The 19,299-nt window shown below is 65.3% G+C and carries 17 protein-coding genes and 2 pseudogenes; 8 read left to right on the top strand and 11 right to left on the bottom strand.

Annotated elements, in window-relative coordinates; all coding sequences use genetic code 11:
- Positions 1-375: 375 nt before the first annotated feature.
- The 5 genes from IE88_RS0115600 to IE88_RS0115580 form a co-directional block, all read right to left on the bottom strand.
- The gene (locus IE88_RS0115600) at positions 376-1,629 is read right to left on the bottom strand and encodes a cytochrome P450 (RefSeq protein WP_031556318.1); all 1,254 of its coding nucleotides are present in this window, start codon (positions 1,627-1,629) and stop codon (positions 376-378) included.
- A 187-nt stretch (positions 1,630-1,816) separates the two neighbouring features.
- Positions 1,817-3,640, bottom strand: a complete 1,824-nt coding sequence (locus IE88_RS0115595) for a SulP family inorganic anion transporter (RefSeq protein ID WP_202900527.1) — start codon at positions 3,638-3,640, stop codon at positions 1,817-1,819.
- Between the two features lie 13 nt (positions 3,641-3,653).
- Complete coding sequence (locus tag IE88_RS0115590; protein WP_036767513.1) at positions 3,654-4,571, bottom strand: MBL fold metallo-hydrolase; 918 nt, start codon at positions 4,569-4,571, stop codon at positions 3,654-3,656.
- 14 nt (positions 4,572-4,585) lie between these two features.
- Entirely contained in the window at positions 4,586-4,975 is a 390-nt protein-coding gene (locus tag IE88_RS0115585) for an ArsR/SmtB family transcription factor (protein WP_081871740.1), read from the bottom strand.
- Positions 4,972-5,607, bottom strand: coding sequence for a peroxiredoxin (locus IE88_RS0115580; protein WP_031556310.1), 636 nt, complete (start codon positions 5,605-5,607; stop codon positions 4,972-4,974). Before IE88_RS0115580 ends, IE88_RS0115585 begins: the two co-directional genes overlap by 4 nt.
- A gap of 71 nt (positions 5,608-5,678) precedes the next feature.
- Here IE88_RS0115580 and IE88_RS0115575 point away from each other — a divergent pair, with 71 nt between their 5' ends.
- The 8 genes and pseudogenes from IE88_RS0115575 to IE88_RS17950 all read left to right on the top strand — a co-directional run.
- Positions 5,679-6,107 (top strand): YeeE/YedE family protein, encoded by a 429-nt coding sequence (locus IE88_RS0115575; protein ID WP_031556308.1) that lies wholly within the window; start codon positions 5,679-5,681, stop codon positions 6,105-6,107.
- A gap of 1 nt (position 6,108) precedes the next feature.
- The gene (locus tag IE88_RS0115570) at positions 6,109-6,543 is read left to right on the top strand and encodes a DUF6691 family protein (protein ID WP_031556306.1); all 435 of its coding nucleotides are present in this window, start codon (positions 6,109-6,111) and stop codon (positions 6,541-6,543) included.
- Between the two features lie 30 nt (positions 6,544-6,573).
- Entirely contained in the window at positions 6,574-7,206 is a 633-nt protein-coding gene (locus IE88_RS0115565; RefSeq protein WP_031556304.1) for a peroxiredoxin, read from the top strand.
- A 41-nt stretch (positions 7,207-7,247) separates the two neighbouring features.
- Positions 7,248-8,618, top strand: coding sequence for an MBL fold metallo-hydrolase (locus IE88_RS0115560; RefSeq protein ID WP_031556302.1), 1,371 nt, complete (start codon positions 7,248-7,250; stop codon positions 8,616-8,618).
- A gap of 1 nt (position 8,619) precedes the next feature.
- On the top strand, positions 8,620-8,811 hold the full coding sequence (locus IE88_RS0115555) for a hypothetical protein (RefSeq protein WP_031556294.1): 192 nt from the start codon (positions 8,620-8,622) through the stop codon (positions 8,809-8,811).
- 10 nt (positions 8,812-8,821) lie between these two features.
- Positions 8,822-9,442 (top strand): class I SAM-dependent methyltransferase, encoded by a 621-nt coding sequence (locus tag IE88_RS0115550; RefSeq protein WP_031556292.1) that lies wholly within the window; start codon positions 8,822-8,824, stop codon positions 9,440-9,442.
- Positions 9,443-9,691: 249 nt separating this feature from the next.
- A pseudogene (locus IE88_RS16865) lies at positions 9,692-10,844 on the top strand (IS3 family transposase).
- Between the two features lie 30 nt (positions 10,845-10,874).
- Positions 10,875-10,994 (top strand): annotated as a pseudogene (locus tag IE88_RS17950) (IS5/IS1182 family transposase); the annotation flags it as partial.
- Between the two features lie 384 nt (positions 10,995-11,378).
- Here IE88_RS17950 and IE88_RS18305 read toward each other — a convergent pair.
- The 6 genes from IE88_RS18305 to IE88_RS0115515 all read right to left on the bottom strand — a co-directional run bounded on the left by IE88_RS18305 (position 11,379) and on the right by IE88_RS0115515 (position 19,261).
- Positions 11,379-11,537 (bottom strand): hypothetical protein, encoded by a 159-nt coding sequence (locus IE88_RS18305; protein ID WP_156032654.1) that lies wholly within the window; start codon positions 11,535-11,537, stop codon positions 11,379-11,381.
- Positions 11,538-11,570: 33 nt separating this feature from the next.
- Positions 11,571-14,747: an efflux RND transporter permease subunit gene (locus tag IE88_RS0115530; protein WP_036767511.1), complete on the bottom strand. Its 3,177-nt coding sequence runs from the start codon at positions 14,745-14,747 to the stop codon at positions 11,571-11,573.
- Positions 14,744-16,501 carry an efflux RND transporter periplasmic adaptor subunit gene (locus tag IE88_RS0115525; RefSeq protein ID WP_051882373.1) on the bottom strand — a complete coding sequence of 586 codons (1,758 nt, stop codon included), beginning with the start codon at positions 16,499-16,501 and terminating at the stop codon, positions 14,744-14,746. Before IE88_RS0115525 ends, IE88_RS0115530 begins: the two co-directional genes overlap by 4 nt.
- Positions 16,498-17,742, bottom strand: coding sequence for a TolC family protein (locus IE88_RS0115520; protein ID WP_031556285.1), 1,245 nt, complete (start codon positions 17,740-17,742; stop codon positions 16,498-16,500). The genes IE88_RS0115525 and IE88_RS0115520 overlap by 4 nt, the downstream gene beginning before the upstream one ends.
- A gap of 83 nt (positions 17,743-17,825) precedes the next feature.
- Entirely contained in the window at positions 17,826-18,170 is a 345-nt protein-coding gene (locus tag IE88_RS18300; RefSeq protein ID WP_156032653.1) for a hypothetical protein, read from the bottom strand.
- 155 nt (positions 18,171-18,325) lie between these two features.
- Positions 18,326-19,261 carry an IS110 family RNA-guided transposase gene (locus IE88_RS0115515; RefSeq protein WP_031556283.1) on the bottom strand — a complete coding sequence of 312 codons (936 nt, stop codon included), beginning with the start codon at positions 19,259-19,261 and terminating at the stop codon, positions 18,326-18,328.
- Between the last annotated feature and the right edge of the window lie 38 nt (positions 19,262-19,299).

Below are 19,299 nucleotides of genomic sequence, written 5' to 3'. Positions count from 1 at the left end.
GATCGAAGCTCCGCCGACCACCTCGGAGCTCACCTGCATAGAGATCCGGTACTCTGAGAGGAGTAGCTCTGGGTTTCGACAGACTCCTAGCTTCGCTGCTTTCACGAAGGAGTTGCGCACTGAAACCGGCTACCGCGACGCCCCCCACGCCCATGGCAGCACTTTCGATTAATAATCGCCTACTGATCATTACATCACTCCTCTCGTGGTATCGTTGTGCGGTTCCGCTCAACGTTGTCTACTAGCTACCCACCCAGAAGACGCGCATCACATCGAGTAGAAAAGGTGACGTAGCGAGAACCTTGCACGAGACGATTTGAAAAGCGCACACGTCATTGCTGTCTTTCAGATGAAGAGCGGAATTCACGATCGCCTTCAAGAGACCGCGTGGCTCGCGGTTTTAGAACCCAGTACGACGAACCCGCTCTTGGGTAGAGTTGGCATCTTCGTCAGGCTGATACTGAGATCTTGGGGCGGAACTTCATATTCGACACGCACAAGCGCGCTTGCGGCCTCCTCGATCAGAGCAACGGTTGCACGTTCTCCCGGGCAGCGGTGGCCAGCTTGATAAGATCCCGCGCCCTGAGGCGCCATCGCATAGGCGTTGGGCTCGCGGGAAATGAAGCGCTCTGGGTTGAACACTTCAGGCTCCTCCCACACGAGCGGATCGCGGTTCGTGCCGTAGATGTCGAGAACGACCCAATCTCCTTCGTCGAAGCGGCGGCCCCGCCAACTGAAGGGCTCTAAGACACGCCCGCCGATCAACGGGAAGAAGGGCGACAGCCGCCGGACTTCCTGAACGAAGGGACGGACGAGCGCTGCATCGTCCTTCAACCGCCCACGCCACTGGGGGTGCTGGTGGAGGGCGAGAGCCGCAAAGACGACGTAGCGCGCGACAGCGACGACCGGTCGAAGCACGTTCAAGAGTTCCACGGCGGCGGACGGGACGTCGAGACGTTTCCCATCCGCGTCCCTATGTTCAGCAAGCATTCGTACCGGGGAACCGGGCGGGACGGAAGTGGGATCCTTCAGCGCACTCGCCATGACACGGCGCGCCCACCGCTCCCCGCGCTGCCGCAGAACCTGACCCTTGACTTGTGCGAAACCGATAGACCCGGCGCCGTCTATCATGGCGCCGAGCTCGGCCACGCGCTTGCGCAGGGAAGCCTCGTCACTCGTAACGCCAGCCCACCCGCATGCGGCTTCTGCCAACGCGCTGCGTGCTTGGCTGTGAAGAACGGTCGGCGCCTCGCTCCACTTGGCCATCCGATCTCGCAAACACACGCGGAACCTCGTGCTTAGATCTTCCACGGCTTCATCCGATGCGGCCATTCGCATCCACGTGGCCTTGCGGACCCGATGGTCCTCGCCGTCCAGCGCCTGCACGCTGCCGCGGTCCTGCAGGAGCGTGAGTGCGGTGACGGGCATCGCGCCCTGGCGGGTGAAGCGTCCGGAGTGGTAGAACATTTCCGCCGCTTCGCGACCGACCGTGCAGACGACGGGACGCAGTGTCAGCCTCGTCTCGAAGGCGTCGGTACCGAAACGTTTCGCACGATTGGAAACGAACTCGTAGCCGTCGCGCAGCAGAGCGAAAGTAGCGTCTGGCGCAGGATCTCTCACTATCGTCATGTCATCTCCGTTCGCATCACTGCAGAAACGCCTATCAAGCCTGCTTGGTTCTCGGCCCTCGAAGCGCTTTTCGGCATGCAAGACCCCTCTCGCGTCCAATCCGATTTCTTCACGACCCCTCTTTCGCAGTGCTGTTATACGTTTCTAAAACATATATGTATTCTATTACTGCGAATGTTTGCTTATATCATTCCGAATTCATTACATCGTATTTTCCCGTCTCGGTGGCTTTCGCATACGAACTGTCATGACGATAAGACTTTTCCAGAGTGCCTTGGGGAATGATCACCGCCTCGTGTTCGAGGCGCTTCATCGCTTCAAACTGGCTCAGAAAGACATTCCCCGTCAGATTCTTCAGGAAATGGGACCGTTCGAGACGGTCCATGACCGGCCCCTTCACTTCCGACAGGTGAAAGGTGACGTCGGCATCGCGCAGCCGCGCGTTGATCGCTTCGAGGCTTTCCAGGGCGCTTGCGTCGATCGCATTCACGGCGGGGCACATCAGGACGAAGTGCTCGATGTTCGGGTTGGCGGCGACAAGGTCGTAGATCGTGTCTTCCAGCCCGCGGGCGTTGGCGAAGTAGAGGCTTTCATCGACGCGGAGAGTCAGGACTCTCTGGCCGCAGCGGACCTCGTGGCGGTCTATGTTCCGGAAGTGCTCTGTGCCCGGGACCAGGCCGACGATAGCCATGTGAGGACGGCTCGTCGCGTAGAGGAACAACAGGATCGAAAGGACTACGCCGGTGACGACCCCGGCCTCGACTCCCGCCCCTAGCGTGACCAGGATCGTCGCGATCATCGCGGCCGCGTCCGCTTTCGAGTAGCGGAAGGTCTCCCGGACCGTGCTGATGTTCACGAGGGACAGAACTGCGACGATGATGGTCGCAGCGAGCGTCGCCTTCGGCAGGAAGGTCAGCAGCGGCGTAAGGAACAGCGCGGCGAGCGCGATGCCGACGGCCGTGAAGGCGCCGGCAGCCGGAGTCTCCGCGCCCGCATCGAAGTTGACGGCCGATCGCGCGAAGCCGCCCGTGACCGGGTAGCCAGAAGAGAAGCCGCTCGCGAGGTTTGCGGCGCCGAGCGCGATCAGCTCCTGGTCCGGATCGATCCGTTGGCGCCGCTTCGCTGCGAGCGTCTGCGCGATCGAGATCGATTCGACGAAGCCGATGATCGAGATGAGGAGTGCGGGCCCGATCAGTTCCTGGACGAGGCCCAAATCGAAAGCAGGCACGGCGAGCGGCGGCAAGCTGCCGGGCACGTCGCCGACGATGGCGACGCCCTGCTCGTCAAGGCGCAACGCGGCGGTGAAGGCGATGGTAACGGCGACGGCCAGAACCGGCCCCGCCTTCGCGGTCATTGCCGCTGCGCGGTTCGGGAGCCCTGCGCGTTCGAGGAGCGGCGCGAGGCCCTCGCGGACCCAGAAGAGGAAGGCCGTCGCAGTCACCCCGATGATGACGGTCGGTCCGTTGATCTGGCCGAGATGGGCCAAGAGTGACGAGGCGACTTCGAGCAGGTTGTCGCCTTCGGCGGGGACACCGAGGATGTGCTTGAGTTGGCTCGCCGCGATGATGATGCCCGACGCGGTGATGAAGCCCGAGATGACCGGGTGGCTAAGGAAGTTGGCGAGGAAGCCCAGCCGGAAGAGTCCCATGAGGACGAGGATGCCGCCGGAAAGAAGCGCCAACATGATCGCGGCGGCCAAGTACCCGGCAGTCCCCTGCTCGGCGACCTGCCCCACGGCTGCGGCGGTCATTAGCGAGACGACTGCCACCGGACCGACCGCCAGCGTGCGACTGGTGCCGAAGAGGGCATAGGCGATCAGCGGCAGGATAGAGGCGTAGAGCCCGACCACCGGCGGCAGGCCCGCCAAGAGCGCGTAGGCGAGCGATTGCGGGATGAGCATGATCGTGACGATGACGGCGGCGAGGCTGTCATTCGCCAGTGTCTGCGCGCGGTACTGACGCGCCCACCCCAGGATCGGCAGGACATCCCGTCGCCTTGCCTGCCCCAGCACCACACTCATCCCCTCAGAGTGCGTTCAACGGGATCTTGAGATACTGCTGCCCGTTGTCCTCGGGGTCCGGCAGGTGTCCTGCGTTCATGTTCACTTGCACGGACGGCAAGATGAGCATGGGCATGGACAGCGTCGCGTCGCGTTCCGTCCGCATCTTGACGAACTCCTCCTCCGTGACGCCGCCGCGAACGTGGATGTTCTCGCGCTTTTGCTGGCCGACCGTCGTCTCCCAAGCGTAGTGGTCGCGGCCCTTCGCCTTGTAGTCGTGACAGAGGAACATCCGCGTCTCGTCCGGCAGCTGGAACAGCCTGCGGATCGAGCGGTAGAGGGTCCTCGCATCACCGCCAGGGAAGTCCGCCCGCGCCGAGCCGAAGTCCGGCATGAAGATCGTGTCGCCGACGAACAGCGCGTCGCCGATCAGGTAGGACATGCAAGCGGGCGTGTGACCGGGCGTGTGGATCGCGACCCCTTGGAAAGCGCCGACCGCGAAGGTATCGCCGTCTTCGAAAAGCACGTCGAACTGGCTGCCGTCGCGCTGGAACGCGGTGCCGGCGTTGAAGACTTTGCCGAAGACGTACTGCACTTGCCGGATGTGCGAGCCGATGGCGATCCGCCCGCCGAGCCTTTCTTTCAGATAGGGCGCAGCGGAGAGGTGATCCGCGTGGACGTGCGTCTCCAGGATCAGGTCGATCTCAAGCCGCTTCGCGGCGATGAAGTCCAAGATCTTGTCCGCGCTCTCCGTCGTCGTCCGCCCACCCTTCGCGTCGAAGTCGAGTAGGCTGTCGATGACGACGCCCCTCTTCGCATCGGCGTCGTAGACGACGTAAGAGACCGTGTTCGTCGGCTCGTCGAAGAAGGCTTCGACGGCGGGCTTGCCGAAGTCGTAATCTTCTACGGCCGCGGGAAGCGAGGGAATGGTCGTCGCTGACACGGGTTCAGCTCCTGTCAGTTCGTGTTCGGAAGTATTCGAGCGAAGATGCTGCCCTGCTCGCGGACTGCATCGCGCCGCGGCGGGGGCGGCGCTGGCGGCAAGCCCCGACCGCAGAGAGCGGCCAGGATGACGACAACCCGCGGCTCCACGAGGGAGTAGAAAACGGCCTTCGCCTCGCGGCGACCCTCGATCAGCCCAACTTCGCGCAGCTTGCCGAGTTCCTTGGACAGCGTCGGCTGACGTATGCCTGTCAGCTCTTCGAGTTCGCCGACGCCGCGTTCGCCCTCGACGAGCTCGCAAGCCAGGCGAAGTCGCTGCGGATTGGCGAGCGCCTTGAGCAGCGCTGCGGCTTCCTCTGCGCGCGCTTCGATTTCGTCTGGGCGCACGAGAACGTCGGTGCTCACGACGCGCCCCCAGCGTACCAGCTGCTGCCCTTTGCAGAAGACAAAGCCCTCGCCGTATCGGGTGCGGGCGTCAGCAGCGGGTCTCCCTCCTGCCACCCCTCACCGGCGACGCCTCTTCCGTCAGCAGTCGCCTGCAACGCTTTGACGAGGCGCAGAAGCTCACCGACCGAGCGCCCGACGTTTATGGGATAGTGGACCATCGCCCGCAAAACGCCGTCAGGATCGATGACGAACACGGACCGCACCGTGGCCGTCGTACTCGCGCCCGGATGGACCATCCCATACGCGCGGGAGATCGCGAGGGAGGGGTCCTCGATCAGCGGGAAGGCCGGGCGTATGCCAAAGTCGGCTTCGATCCGCTCCAACCATGCGAGGTGGGCGTAAACGCTGTCCACGGACAAACCGATCAGGTCGCAACCAATGGCTTGGAAATTGCCCGACGCCCGCGCGAGCGCGACGAACTCAGACGTACATACCGGCGTGAAGTCCGCCGGGTGGGCGAAAAGCATGATCCAGCGACCGCGATGATCGTCTAAACGAACGGTCCCGGTCGTGCTGCGCGCCTCGAAGCGCGGCGCGGGCTCGTCGAGCCGGGCGATTGGCGTCGGCTCCCTAATGTCTCCGTCGAACATGCGGTCCTCAGCTGGGTGGTTGCCGTTACATAGTCGCCGCTCTACGTAAGCGTCAAGTTTCGAGGAGCCGAATGATGGAAACGACGTTCACGCCCGTCAGCGGGCTTATCGGCGGGTCGATGATCGGCCTAGCTGCCGTGCTGCTGATGCTGTCGCTAGGGCGGATCGCCGGGATCAGCGGCATCATTGCCGGGGGCCTCGGAAGGGACAGCGCCGATCGGGGTTGGCCGCTTGCTTTCCTCGCGGGCTTGCTGGCACCCAGCGCGGTACTGACTGCGACAGGCACGGTTCCGGACCTTGGCTTCGTAGCAGGCTTACCTCTCCTCCTCCTCGCGGGCGCCCTTGTAGGCTTCGGCACGAGGTTGGGCTCAGGATGCACGAGCGGTCACGGCGTGTGCGGGCTGGCGCGGCTGTCAAAGCGTTCGCTCGTGGCCGTCCTGACGTTCATGGGCGCAGGTTTCGTGACCGTCGCGCTCATCCGCCACCTGATCGGGGGCTGACATGCGCCAGCTCCTTACCGCCTTCCTCATCGGTAGCTTCTTCGGCGGCGGCCTTATTGTCTCCGGCATGACGAACCCAGCCAAGGTCGTCGCCTTCTTGGACCTCTTCGGCGCTTGGGACCCGAGCCTCGCCCTCGTCATGGGCGGTGCGCTCGGCGTGACGCTTGTCGGGTACCGTCTCGTCCTCCGACGCGGCTCTCCTACGTTGGCGGCTCAGTTCCACATGCCGGACAAGACCGAGATCACCCGCGACTTGGTCCTAGGCTCCACGCTCTTCGGCATCGGCTGGGGTCTAGCAGGGCTCTGCCCTGGTCCTGCCGTCGCAGTTCTTCCGATGGCGCCGGTACAGGGCCTCGTCTTCTTCGCCGGTCTCTACGGAGGCGTCCTCGCCTACCAGTTCACCAGGCAGCGCAAAGCCTCGCCGTCGGCCGCCTAAGCATCACCGAACCTAGAAAGGAAACACACCATGACCCTACGCATCGGCGACACCGCCCCTGACTTCCAGGTCGAGACGACCACCGGTCCGATCAGCTTTCACGATTGGATCGGCGATCAGTGGGCGTTCTTCTTCAGTCACCCTGCCGACTATACACCGGTTTGCACCACCGAGATGGGTCGAACCGCCCAGCTTGCCGCCGAGTTTGAAAGTCGGAACTGCAAGCCGATCGGCCTGTCCACGGACACGGTCGAAGAACATCAGGGATGGATCAAGGATGTGAACGACACGCAGAACACCGATCTGCGCTTCCCGATCATTGGCGATGCCGACAGCAAGATCGCCAAGCTCTACGACATGATCCACCCTAACGAGAGCGACACAGCTGCCGTGCGGTCGGTCTTCATCATCGACCCGAACAAGAAGATCCGCCTGATGATGACCTATCCGATGACCGTCGGACGGAACTTCGACGAGATCCTTCGCGTGCTCGACGCGCTGCAAACGACCGACAGTGCCGAAGTGGCCTGCCCTGCCGACTGGCGCCCTGGCGACAAGGTCATCATCCGGCCTTCCGTTACACCGGACGAGGCGAAGAAGAAGTTTCCGCAGGGCTGGGACGAGCAGCGGCCCTATCTGCGCCTCACCGACCTGGGCAGCTGACGCCAGTATCGATCCTGACGAGACGATAGGAGAATGCACCGATGATCCTAGAGAAGATCAAGTCCGATGGCCTCGCCCACCTGTCCTACTTCCTCGGTTCGGGGGGCGAGGCCGCGGTCATCGACCCGCGCCGCGATATCGAGGCCTATCTCGACCTTGCCCGCCGGAACGGCATGCGGATCGTCCACATCTTCGAGACGCACCGGAACGAAGACCTCGTCTCCGGCGCGCCGGCCCTGGCAAGCTTGACGGGCGCCAAAGTCTGGCACGGTCCGAACCCCGAGCGCCCGGTCGTCTACGCGGACACCGCCCGTGAGGGAGACAGCTTCGCGGTCGGCGACGCGCGGATCGAAGTGTTGGAGACGCCGGGCCATACGGACGACAGCCTGTCCTTCGCGCTTCACGATCCGTCCTACCCCGACGGTGCCGTCGGCGTCTTCACGGGCGACGCATTGTTCGTCGGCGATGTTGGACGGACCGACTTCTACCCCGACCGGAAGCGGGAAGTGGCGGGGCTCCTCTTCGACAGCTTACGGAAAATCCTAGGGCTTGGCGATCAGACGATCCTCTACCCCGCACACGGGGCGGGCTCGGTCTGCGGCTCTGGCATGGCGGACCGGGAGTTCTCGACGCTCGGCCACGAGCGGGCGAACAACCCCCGCCTCAAGATCGAGGATCGCGAGGCCTTCATCGACGCCAAGGTCGCGGAGAACCACTACCAGCCCCCCTACTTCCGCCTCATGGAGCGGCTCAACGCCGAGGGCGGCGGACGCAGCCCGCGCAAACTGCTTCCACCGCCCGTCTCGCCGGGCGCGCTCTTCGATCTCGGCAACACGCAGCTCGTCGACGTGCGCGGCATCGCCGACTTTGCGGGTGCCCATGTTCCTGGCGCCTACTGCATTCCCTCGGACATGCTGGCGGCCTTCGCAGGCTGGTTCCTAAATGCGGATCGCGACATCGTCCTCGTCGCACGCGATGCCGATCAGGCAGCAGCGTCCGCCCTGACCCTAGCCCGCATCGGCTACGACCGCGTCACCGGCTACCACGTGGGCATCGTACCGGTCGCGACGAAGGACAGAGCGTTCGCGTCGGTCCCCCTCATCGATACACAGGCTGTTGGCGAGCGCGTCGATCAGCGCCCCGATCGGTGGACGCTCCTCGACGTTCGCTCGGTCGACGAGTTCGAGGCTGGCTACGTCGAAGGCGCCGAGCATGCCTATGTCGGTAAGCTGCCGGACGCGGCAGAGAGCCTCGCGAAGAACGCGCCCGTCACCGTCATGTGCGGAAGCGGTGCGCGTGCCACGATCGCTGCCTCCGTCCTGCTGCGGAACGACTGGAGCGACGTCGACGTCTATCTCGGCTCGATGAAGGCTTGGAAGGCAAGCGGCCACCGGACGGTCGAAGGAGGCTGATATGACAGCAAGACGGTCGGTTTTCGACATCCCCGAAGTCACTGTCGCACTCTTCGGCTTCCTCCTGAACTTCGTTTGGGAGTTCGTGACCGCCACGGGAAAGGACGTTTACGCCCCCGCCTCGTCGGCCTACGATGCGGACGGGAAGATCGATTGGCCAGCGGGCTTTTGCCAGCGGGACATCGGGTCGTGAGGTAAAGAGCATGGGGTTCTACGGGCGTCACGTCGAGCCCCGCCTCGTCAACCTCGCCTGCGGTGCGAGCCAGGTCGAACGTTACCGCGCGGCGGTCGTCCCCCAGGCGGGGGGCACGGTGCTTGAGGTCGGTTTCGGCTCGGGCCTCAACCTGCCCCACTACGATGCGTCCCGCGTGGACCGCCTCTTCGCGTTGGAACCGAACGAGGCGATCAGCCGTCTCGCCGACGATCGGATGCGGCGGAGCGCAATCACTGCCGAATCAGTCCGTGCGGGAGCCGAGGCGATCCCCCTGCCCGATGCGAGCGTGGACACGGTGCTCGTCACCTTCACTCTCTGCACCGTGCCGAACCTCGGTGCCTCGCTGTCGGAGATCCGGCGCGTCACGAGGCCCGGTGGCAGGCTACTGTTCGCCGAGCACGGGCTCGCGCCGGACGAGGGCGTGCGGCGTTGGCAGCGTCGCGTGCAGCCGGTCTGGGGCCCCCTCGCAGGCGGCTGCCATCTGACCCGTGACGTGCCGAGTGAACTCAGGCGCGCGGGGTTCGCGCTTCCGGATCTCGCCCAAGGCTACGCGAGAGGCGCGCCGCGCATTGCGGGCTACATCAGCCACGGAGCGGCGACGCCTGCTTAACCAGAGGGGACGGACATGGCAGCGACCGCGAAGGGCGGGATCCTGGCCAAGAACGCGGGGAACCGGCTGACGGACTTGTAGGTTGGGCTGCGGCATGATTTCCAGGAGACGGACGACGTCCAGTTCAGTGCCGTAGCCGAGACCGCGGCAAACGTCCGGCGCGGGTTGCCACGGGCTCTTTGGGACTATGACCTGCGCCCCGTGTGGTCCCTCACTTGAAACGAGAGTCCGTCAGAGAGGAGACGGACGATGCGGAAGAGCCGGTTCAGCGAGGAGCAGATCATCGCGATCCTGGGCGAGCAGGAGCGCGGGGAGACGACGGCGGAGGTGTGCAGGCGGCACGGGATCAGCTCGCCGACCTTCTACAAGTGGAAGGCCAAGTACGGCGGCATGGACGTGTCCGACGCCCGACGCCTCAAGCTGCTGGAGACGGAGAATGGTCGGCTGAAGAAGCTGCTTGCCGACCAGATGCTGGACAACGCGGTCCTGAAAGACTTGCTGGGAAAGAGCTGACGACGCCGCCCTTGCGTCGGGCGGCGGCTCTGCGGGCGATAGCCGAGCACGGCATCTCGTAACGTAGGGCCTGCCGTCTGGTGAGCGTCGACCCGAAGACCGTGCGGCGGGAGCGGGTGCCAGACTGCCCCAAGGTGCGTGTCCGCATGCGAGAGATCGCCGCGGAGCGGCGGCGTTCGGCTACCGGCGGATCGGGCTGATGCTCGAGCGCGAGGGCGTCAGCATGAACCACAAGAAGCTCCGTCGCCTGTACCGGGAGGAAGGGCTCGCGGTGAAGCGCCGCCGTGGCCGCAAGCGGGCGACGGGCACGCGCGAGCCGATGCCGGTGCCCTCCGGCCCTGGCGAGCGATGGAGCCTGGACTTCCTGGCCGACAGCTTCGGCGACGGGCGCCGCTTCCGCATCCTCGCGGTGATCGACGACCATACGCGTGAGAACCTCGCCCTGATCGCTGACACGTCCCTATCCGGCGAACGGGTCGCCCGCGAGCTGGACGCCGTGATCCGGCTCTACGGCAAGCCGAAGACCATCGTCAGCGACAACGGAACCGAGCTGACCAGCCGAGCCATCTTGCGCTGGCAGGGAGAGACCGGCGTCGGCTGGCACTACATCGCCCCAGGCAAGCCGCAACAGAACGGCTTCGTCGAAAGCTTCAACGGCCGCCTGCGGGACGAGTGCCTGAACGAGGAGATCTTCGACAGCCTCGGGCATGCGCGCCGCGTCCTCGCCCTATGGCGGCACGACTATAACAATGTGCGTCCGCACACGTCCTTGGGCGGGCTCACGCCCGCCGAAGCGAGGCGAGCGGCCCGGCTACGTGACGGCCCACCGCCCGCCGCGCTCGCCAGCCCGCAACCGATCGGCTATCAGGCCGTAGAACTCTCGAAATGATCGAGGGAGCCCAAGGGCGCAGGTCACGGCAGGCTGAAGACCTCCCGCCGCCTCGCTACCGGCTACGACAAGACCGCCAACAGCTACCTCGGCTTCGTCCACATCGCATCGGTCAGACTCTGGCTTCGACACTTTGCCCACACCGCCTAGTCATAATTTCCTGAACTTGCATGCTTGGCTCCTCCGTTGAGAGCCGTATGGAAACGGCATGACCTGCGCAGAGTTCCCGGTCCGCCTCGTCACGTTCTGCCGCTAGCTGGCTTTGATAGGGGACGTACTGATACCCGATGACGTTGCCGCCGCCGGAAGTCGTCTGACATGGCAGCTCTCACTGTCGTTGACGTCCACGGCAACCAGCCCTGCCGCGCAGCAAGGTAAAGACGGTGCCGCAGTCGAGGACCGGATCGAGATCTCCACAGGGTGAGCGGCGACTCATCGTATCGATGTTGGTCGAGCTGAAGCGTTTCACACGCCCGATGAAGACGCTTGAGGCGAGGCATGGCCCTGTCATTCCCTGTCAGCACGAATGTCCTTCTAACGGCTAAAGAACAGATACTTCGCCGCCGCTGCGATGCCGAGCACGATTAGGACGACCAGGAGAATTCCGACGATCATCATGCCGCCCATCATCCCTCCGCTCATCATGCATCCCTCTGCCATCATCTGACCCTCTGTCATCACTTCGTTCTCCATATCTTTTTCCTTTCCGTTGTTTACTACTGTAGATCACGCGACCGCTTCTTCGCTTTCGAGCGCGGGTGAAGCAGTCCCTCTCGCCGGTCGGTGTTCCGCCTGCCAACGGTGCCACAGCAGGTAGACGACCGGGATCACGATCAGCGCGAGGAGCGTCGTGGTGACGATACCGCCGACCATCGGCGCCGCGATGCGCCGCATGACTTCAGCGCCCGTTCCGTCGCCGTACATGATCGGAGCAAGGCCAGCGACGATCGTAGCGGCGGTCATGATGATCGGCCTGAGACGACGTAGCGTGCCTTCGCGCACGGCTTCAGAAAGCTCCGCCGCGGAGATCGCTCTGCTCTCCGCTTTGGCTTCGCGCCGAGCTGCTGCGGTCTCTTGGTTCAGGTACATCACCATCAGGACGCCGATCTCCACCGCAACGCCCGCCAGCGCGATGAAGCCGACGGCCGCGGCGACCGAGAGGTTGTAGCCGCCGACATACATCAGCCAGAGGCCGCCCACGAGCGCGAGGGGCAAGGTTCCCATGATGATGAGGACGTCGCTGAGCTTGCGGAAGTTCATGAACAGCAGCAGGAAGATGATGCCGATCATGACCGGTCCGAGGACCGAGAACCGCGCCTTCGCCCGTTGCATGTACTCGTACTGGCCCGACCACGCGATCGAGTAGCCGGCGGGCAACTCGACTTCGGCCGCGACGGCGGCTTGCGCGTCGATCACGTAGGAGCCGATGTCACGATCCGCGATGTCGACATAGACCCAGCCGTTGCGCCGGGCGTCCTCGCTGCGGATGACGCCCGGCCCTTCGTCGATCGACACCGTGGCGACGCGGCCGAGCGGGATCTCCGCGCCGGACGCCGTCACCAGCGGCAGCTCCCGTAGGCGCTGCGGCGAGTCCCGGACCTCGCGCGGATAGCGCAAGTTGATCGGGAACCGCTCAAGGCCTTCGACGCTCTCGCCGACGGTCATGCCGCCGATCGCAGTGCGTACCACGTCGTGGACGTCGGCGATGTTGAGGCCGAAGCGTGCCGCAGCCTCGCGGTCGACGTCGATGTCGACGAACCGGCCGCCCGTCACACGCTCGGCGTAGACCGAGGCGGTTCCCGGCACGTCCTCGAGAGCGTCTTCGATGTCGCGTCCGATCCCGGCGATGACCTCGAGATCGGGTCCAGCCACCTTCACGCCGACAGGCGTCTTGATCCCCGTCGCGAGCATGTCGAGGCGGTTCTTGATCGGCATGATCCAGGTGTTGGTCAGGCTGGGGACCTGAACGAGGGCGTCGAGCTCGGCCTTGAGGTCGTCCAGGGTCAGGCCTTCACGCCACTCGTCGCGTGGCTTCAGCTGGATCGTGGTCTCGATCATGGTCAGCGGGGCCGGATCGGTGGCCGTCTCCGCCCTGCCCGCCTTGCCGTAGACCGTCTCGACCTCCGGCACCGTGGCGATAAGCTTGTTCGTCTGCTGCAGAACCTGCCGCATCTTATCAGCCGAGATCGCGGGATGAGCGCTCGGCATGTAGAGGAGGTCGCCCTCGTTGAGGTCCGGCATGAACTCAGAGCCGAGACGCGTCGCCGGGATCGCGGCACTGACGAGGATTAGCCCGGCCACGGCGAGCGTCGCTGCCGGGAACCGCAGCGCCGTGTTCAGGACCGGCGCGAAGGCCGCTCTGAGCGCTCGGTTCGCAGGGTTGCGCTCTTCCGGCAGGATCTTTCCCCTCACGAGGAAGCCAATCAGCACGGGGACGATCGTTACGGCAAGGATCGTCGCCGCTGCCATTGCATAGGTCTTGGTGTAGGCGAGCGGTCCGAACATCCGCCCCTCCTGCGCCTCGAGCGCGAAGATCGGCGTGAAGCTCAGCGTGATGATCAGCAGCGAGAAGAAGATCGGCGGGCCGACTTCGGCGCACGCCTCGCCGACGAGCCGCCAGTGGTCCTGTCCCTTGGCCTCGCCCTCTTCGAGCTTCTTGTGAACGTTTTCGATCATCACGATGGCGGCGTCGACCATCGCGCCGACGGCAATCGCGATGCCACCAAGCGACATGATGTTGGCATTGATGCCCTGCAGGTTCATGACGACGAATGCTGCGACCACGCCGAGCGGCAAGCTGATCGCGACCACGAGCGCGGAGCGCAGGTGGAAGAGGAAGATCGCACAGACCGCGACGACGATCAGGAACTCCTCGATCAGCTTGTCCCGAAGAGTCTCGACCGCGCGCTCGATCAGCCCAGAGCGGTCGTAGGTCGTGACGATCTCAACCCCTTCGGGGAGGCCGGCCTGGAGCATCTCGAGCCGTTCCTTGACGCGCTCGATGGTGGCGAGCGCATTCCCGCCGAAGCGCATGATGACGACGCCGCCGACGGCCTCGCCCTCCCCGTTCAGCTCGCCGATCCCCCGCCTCAGTTCCGGTCCCATGCGGACCTCCGCCACGTCGCGGATCAGAACGGGCGTGCGGTCTGCGGTCGTCATCACGGGAATTCGTTCGAGATCGTCCGTACCCTCGACATAGCCGCTCGCTCGGATCATGTACTCGGCCTCGGCCATCTCGATGACGCGGCCGCCGGTCTCCATGTTGCCGCGTTCGATCGCCTGCCGGACTGCAGGTACGGTCAGGCCGTAGGCGCGCAGGCGGGTTGGGTCCAAGACGACCTGATACTGCTTCACCATGCCGCCGATCGTGGCGACCTCGGAAACGCCCTCGACCGTCTGCAGCTCGTACTTGAGAAAGAAGTCCTGGATCGCTCGAAGGTCGGCGAGATCCTGGCCGCCGGTCCTGTCGACGAGCGCGTACTGGTAGACCCAGCCGACGCCTGTCGCGTCCGGGCCGATGGCGGGCTTCGCCGCCTCCGGGAGCGTTGGTGCGACCTGGCTGAGATATTCGAGGACGCGTGACCGCGCCCAGTAGAGGTCCGTACCCTCCTCGAAGATGACGTAGACGTAGCTGTCGTTGAAGAAGGAGTAGCCGCGGACCGTCTTCGCCCCCGGGACGGCGAGCATCGACGTAGACAGCGGGTAGGTCACCTGGTCCTCGACCACCTGGGGGGCCTGACCCGGATAGGTCGTCTTGATGATGACCTGGACGTCGGAGAGGTCGGGGATGGCATCCAGCGGCGTGGAACGGACGGACAGCGCACCGAGCACGGCGAGGACGACCGCGCCGAAGGCGACGAAGAACCTGTTCGCGATGGACCAGTTGATGATGGCGGCGATCATCGGCCTGCCTCCTCGATCTGAGTGACTTCGTAGCCGGCTTCCGTCTGGCGGAACCGGAAGCTGACGACGTCGCCAGCGGCGAGCCCGTCTGCTTTCACGTCGCCCGCAAGCGCGAAGCGCATCTGCATGCCGGGCCAGCCCAGCTCCGGCACGGGCTCGTGGTCGAGCATGACGGCCGAACCGTCCGCACTCACGTCCATGATGCGTCCGGTTGCGGCCACTTCCCCTTCGTTCGGATCTTCGTCCTCAGCGCCACCTGGGGCCGAGACCTCAACCACCTCGTAGCCGCCGTCCGTCTTCGCGAAGGCGAAGGATACCTCCTCGCCCGGGGCGAGGTCCTCTACGGCGACGTCTGGACCGAGCGCGAACGTCATCGTCATGCGAGGCCAGCCGAGAGATGCGATCGGTTCGTGGTCGATCATCGCCTCGCGCGTCTCGGCGTCGACCCGCTCGATGAGGCCAGTGGTCTCGTGCAGGACGGCGGGATCGGAAGCCTCGTTGCTCGCCATGTCCATGCCGGCCATCGGCTCGGCTTTCGCCTCGGACGGCGCCGACAGGCGCAAGAGGGCAGCGTCCATCGACGCCTCCGAATCGATGAGGAACTGCCCCGAAGTGACGATCCGCTCGCCCTCGTCGAGCCCCGCCACGATCTCGACGGCGTCGCCGAGCTCCATCCCCGCCTCGACGCGGGCGGGCCGAAAGCGGCCCTCGCCCAAAGCGAGGATCACGCGGTCGCCTTGCGACGAGCGGATGAGCGCCGACTGCGGCACGGTGAGAACGCTGCCCTCGGCGCCGGACTCGATCCTTACCTCGGTGTACATGCCGGGACGCAAGCGCCCGCCCTCGTTCTCGAAGCGCAGGCGCACGGGCACGGTGCGCCCTGCCCTGTCCGCCGCTGGATAGACGTAGTCGACCGTCCCCTCCCACACCTCGCCTGGGAAGGCGGCCACCGTCATCGTCGCGGGCAGGCCCTCCCCCAGGCGCGCCGCTTGAGACTCGAACACGTCGGCGATGGCCCAGACTTCAGACAGGTCCGCGATCTGCATCGCCCGCATCTCGGGCTTCAGGTACATGCCCTCGCGCACGTCCAAGCTCGTCAGGACGCCGTCGTGAGGCGCGTGGACCGCGAGGCGGCGGGACGGCTCACCGCTGCGTCTCAGCGCGGCGACCTGACCGGCCGTCATGCCGAGCGCGATCAAGCGCTCTTCGGCCGCCTCCGTGAACGACTCCCGCCCAATCGTCAGGGCCTGCAGGTACTCGGTCTGCGCCGCGACGAGGGTCGGCGCGTAAAGCTCGAAGAGGAGGTCGCCCGCCTCGACGCGCTCGCCCTGAGCCTTCACCGCGAGGCGCTCAATCCAGCCTTCAGTGCGGGTGTGGACGTCGGAGACAGCCTCGTCGTCCACCTCGATCGTCCCGGTCGTATCGATCCCCTGCCCTGCCGTGCGGAGCGAGATGGCCTCCGTCCTGACGCCGAGGTTGTTGACGACGCTCGGGTCGATGCGGATCGAGGGCTCGCCGCCCCCACCCGCCTCGTCCGCGTAGACGGGGACCAGATCCATGCCCATCGGCGACTTTCCGGGCTCGTCGCGCCGGTAGCTCGCGTCCATGGGCGCGACCCAGTAGGCGATCTCCCGCTCATCCCCGCCTGCCGCGGGTGCGGCGCCGGACGGATCGCCCAGCGTGGCGAGGAGGTATCCGCCGCCGCCTGCGACGACGGTCAGCGCGGCTGCGGCGGTGAGGGTGCGGGCTTTCATGACGGGTCTCCCAGGAGGTAGATCAGACGGACGCGCGCCTCTGCGCGCTCCACGGCGAGGCGGAGGCGCTGGGCCTCGGCCTCGAGGGCGGCGAGCTGGCTTCGGATCAGCTCGGGGAAATCGGTGAGGCCGCCGCCATAGGCACCGATCGACGCCTCGACGGTGTCTTCGGCCTGAGCGAGGATGACGGCGTCGTAGCGCTCGAGCCGCTGGGTCAGCCGAGCCCAGTCGGCGTAGGTGCTGACGGCCTCCCGCTTCAGGTCGAGGAGCAGCTCGTCACGCGTCAGCGCGGTCGCCAGCCTCTCCTTCCGTGCAGCGGATAGCCGTCGGTCCTGCCGGTTGCCGGTGAACAGAGGAATCGACACCGATACGCCGACCGTCGCGAGATCAGGGCGATCCCCGCCCCGCACGCCGTAGCCGCCTTCCAGTGCCCAGGACGGTTTGTACGCCTCCTTGGCAATCGCGACGTCCGTGTCCTCCGCGTCGATCTCGGCGTTCAGCGCCTCGACGTTCGGGTGATCAGTCAACGCAGCATCGAGCGCCTCCGGCGGCGGGGGCGGGGCGAGGTCTGGCAGGTCCTCGGGCAGAGGGCGCGTGGCGCCGACGCCGAGGTAGCGCGCGAGCGCAGCGCGCGCCCTGTCCGCACGCTGCTCCAGCGCCGCCTCGCGGTCGGCGAGCAGGGACAGCTCCAGCTCGGCCCTCATCACGTCCTGACTGCTGAGGCGCCCCTGAGCGAAGGACGCGGCGAGCGCGTCGATCAGCTCGTTCACGGCCGCCTGCGCTTCACGGACGAGCTCCAGCTCCTCCAAAGCACCAAAGAGGTCGAGCCACGCGAGGCGAACTTCGAGCGCGAGCTCGCGGCGGGCATCCTGACCCAAGGCAAGAGACGCGTCGGCCTCAGCGGATCTTCGCTCGCCTGCGAGCGCTCTCGTGCGGCCGCTCGGGAACTCCTGACGAAGGCGCAGCTGAAGCTGCGTCATGGGCTGCTGGTCGAAGGCGAAGCTGTCGACCGGGAAGTTCTGCGCCACGACGCTCGCCGAAGGATCATCCAACTGCGCGTCGGCGATAGCGAGGTCGCGAAGCGCCAGTGCATCCGCTTCGAAGCGCGTGACAGAGGGATCGTCACGATTATAGGCGAGCGCGACGGCATCGCTCATCGACAGGACCGGCGCGGCGGACGGCGAGTCCTGCACGGCGCCTGCGAGGACGGCGAGCGTCCCCACGAGGATGGAAGAAGGCATGATCGTTTTCCGGAGTCTGAACTGAGGACGACCCGCACGCACGAGACGCGCAGGCGTTCACACCGCCGCTTAGGCGGACGTGTTCAGACTCGGGGTGGTGGGGTGTCGAAGTCCGGCACGGTCGACCGAACGGAAGCACTGCCGAGACGAACGACCTTATCGCCGGCCGTCGACAGGAAATCTACTGCGCCGGAATCCTCAGGCACTGACAAAGCACCTACACACACCAGCGTCATGGCGATGAGACAGGCGTCGGCTTCGCCCTCTTCGACCGGCGCTCGGTCTTCGCAGTTCATCGAAGTGCCATCTGCAACCACGGCGGCCTCAGCTGCCGGGCCGTCCTGCATGGACGTCGTGCAAATAGCCTGTGCCCAGGCCGGAGCGAGGGCGAGCGCGATAGACGCGAAGATGGCGAGGAACAGACGCACGAGTCGAAGATGGGGGCAAACGTGTCAACGTCAAGTTGCCGGCGAGCGGGAACTGAGCTTGCCGCGGCGGCGCGGTGCTTCTCGAACCTGTCGACAGCGCCGGCTTCACTCTTTCTCGTGCCCGGTGAGCTTGAACGTTAGAGTATCCGTTGTGGTCAAGCCATCCTGGGCGCCCATTCACGGTCGTCGCGGATGAGGGCGTTGGCGAGGATGATGAGCTTTCTCATGACGGCTGTGATGGCGAGTTTGCCTGGTTTTCCATTGGCTTTCAGCCGTTCGTAGGTAGCGCGAAGATCGTCATTGTACCGGGCGGCGACCATGGCGGGCATGTAGAGGGCCTGGCGCAAGAGGCGCCGCCCGCCGCCGATCATGGCGCGTCCGCGCCACTGGCCTGACTGTCTGGTGAGAGGGGCGAGCCCGCACAGGGCGGCGGCTTGTTTTGCGTCCATCGTGCCAAGCTCCGGCATGTCGATCAGCATGGTGAAGGCGGTCACGTTGGCGACGCCGGGGATCGTCATGAGGATCTCGAAGCGGCGCTTAAGGGTCGGGTCTTCCTTGATCATTGCCATGATGGCCTGGTCGATTTTCAGGAGTTGCCGTTCGATCTGAGCGAGGCGCTGGGTGTGCTGGCGTCTGAGAAGGGCGATGGTCAGCGTGTGGCGCCGGTTGGTCACCGCCGTGCGCTCCTTGATCAAGGCCCGGCGGACAAGGAGCAGCTCGCGCAGGCTGCCGAGAGCCTCGTCAGCGACCGGCCGGCTTTCGGGCTCGAGGAGCTGCCCCATGCGGGCGAGCATTCGTGCGTCTATCCGGTCGGTCTTGGCGAGGGTGCCGATCGCTTCGGCGAAGCGGCGGGCTTTCTTCGGGTTGACCTTGCACAGCGGCAGGCCGGTCCTTGCGAGCGCACCTTCGAACGCCCGGTGATAGGGACCTGTCGGCTCGTAGACGATGCGCGCCACGTCCTGTCCTGCCCACTCGAGGAAGGCCCGGTGCCCGGCCTTGCTGTTCGGGAACTGCCCGGTGGCGCCGTCCGGTAGACGGTGCGCATCGAGCCGGTCTTTCGAGATGTCGACGCCGATGGTAGTCTCAGTCATCTTTTCCGGATCCTTCGCTTGTCATGCGGGCTCGAAGC

It is taken from the genome of Parvularcula oceani, from assembly GCF_000733125.1.
GTDB classification, from domain to species: domain Bacteria; phylum Pseudomonadota; class Alphaproteobacteria; order Caulobacterales; family Parvularculaceae; genus Parvularcula; species Parvularcula oceani.
The sequence above is the reverse complement of the archived record's forward strand: the minus strand, read 5'-3'. Positions and strand labels throughout refer to the sequence as shown.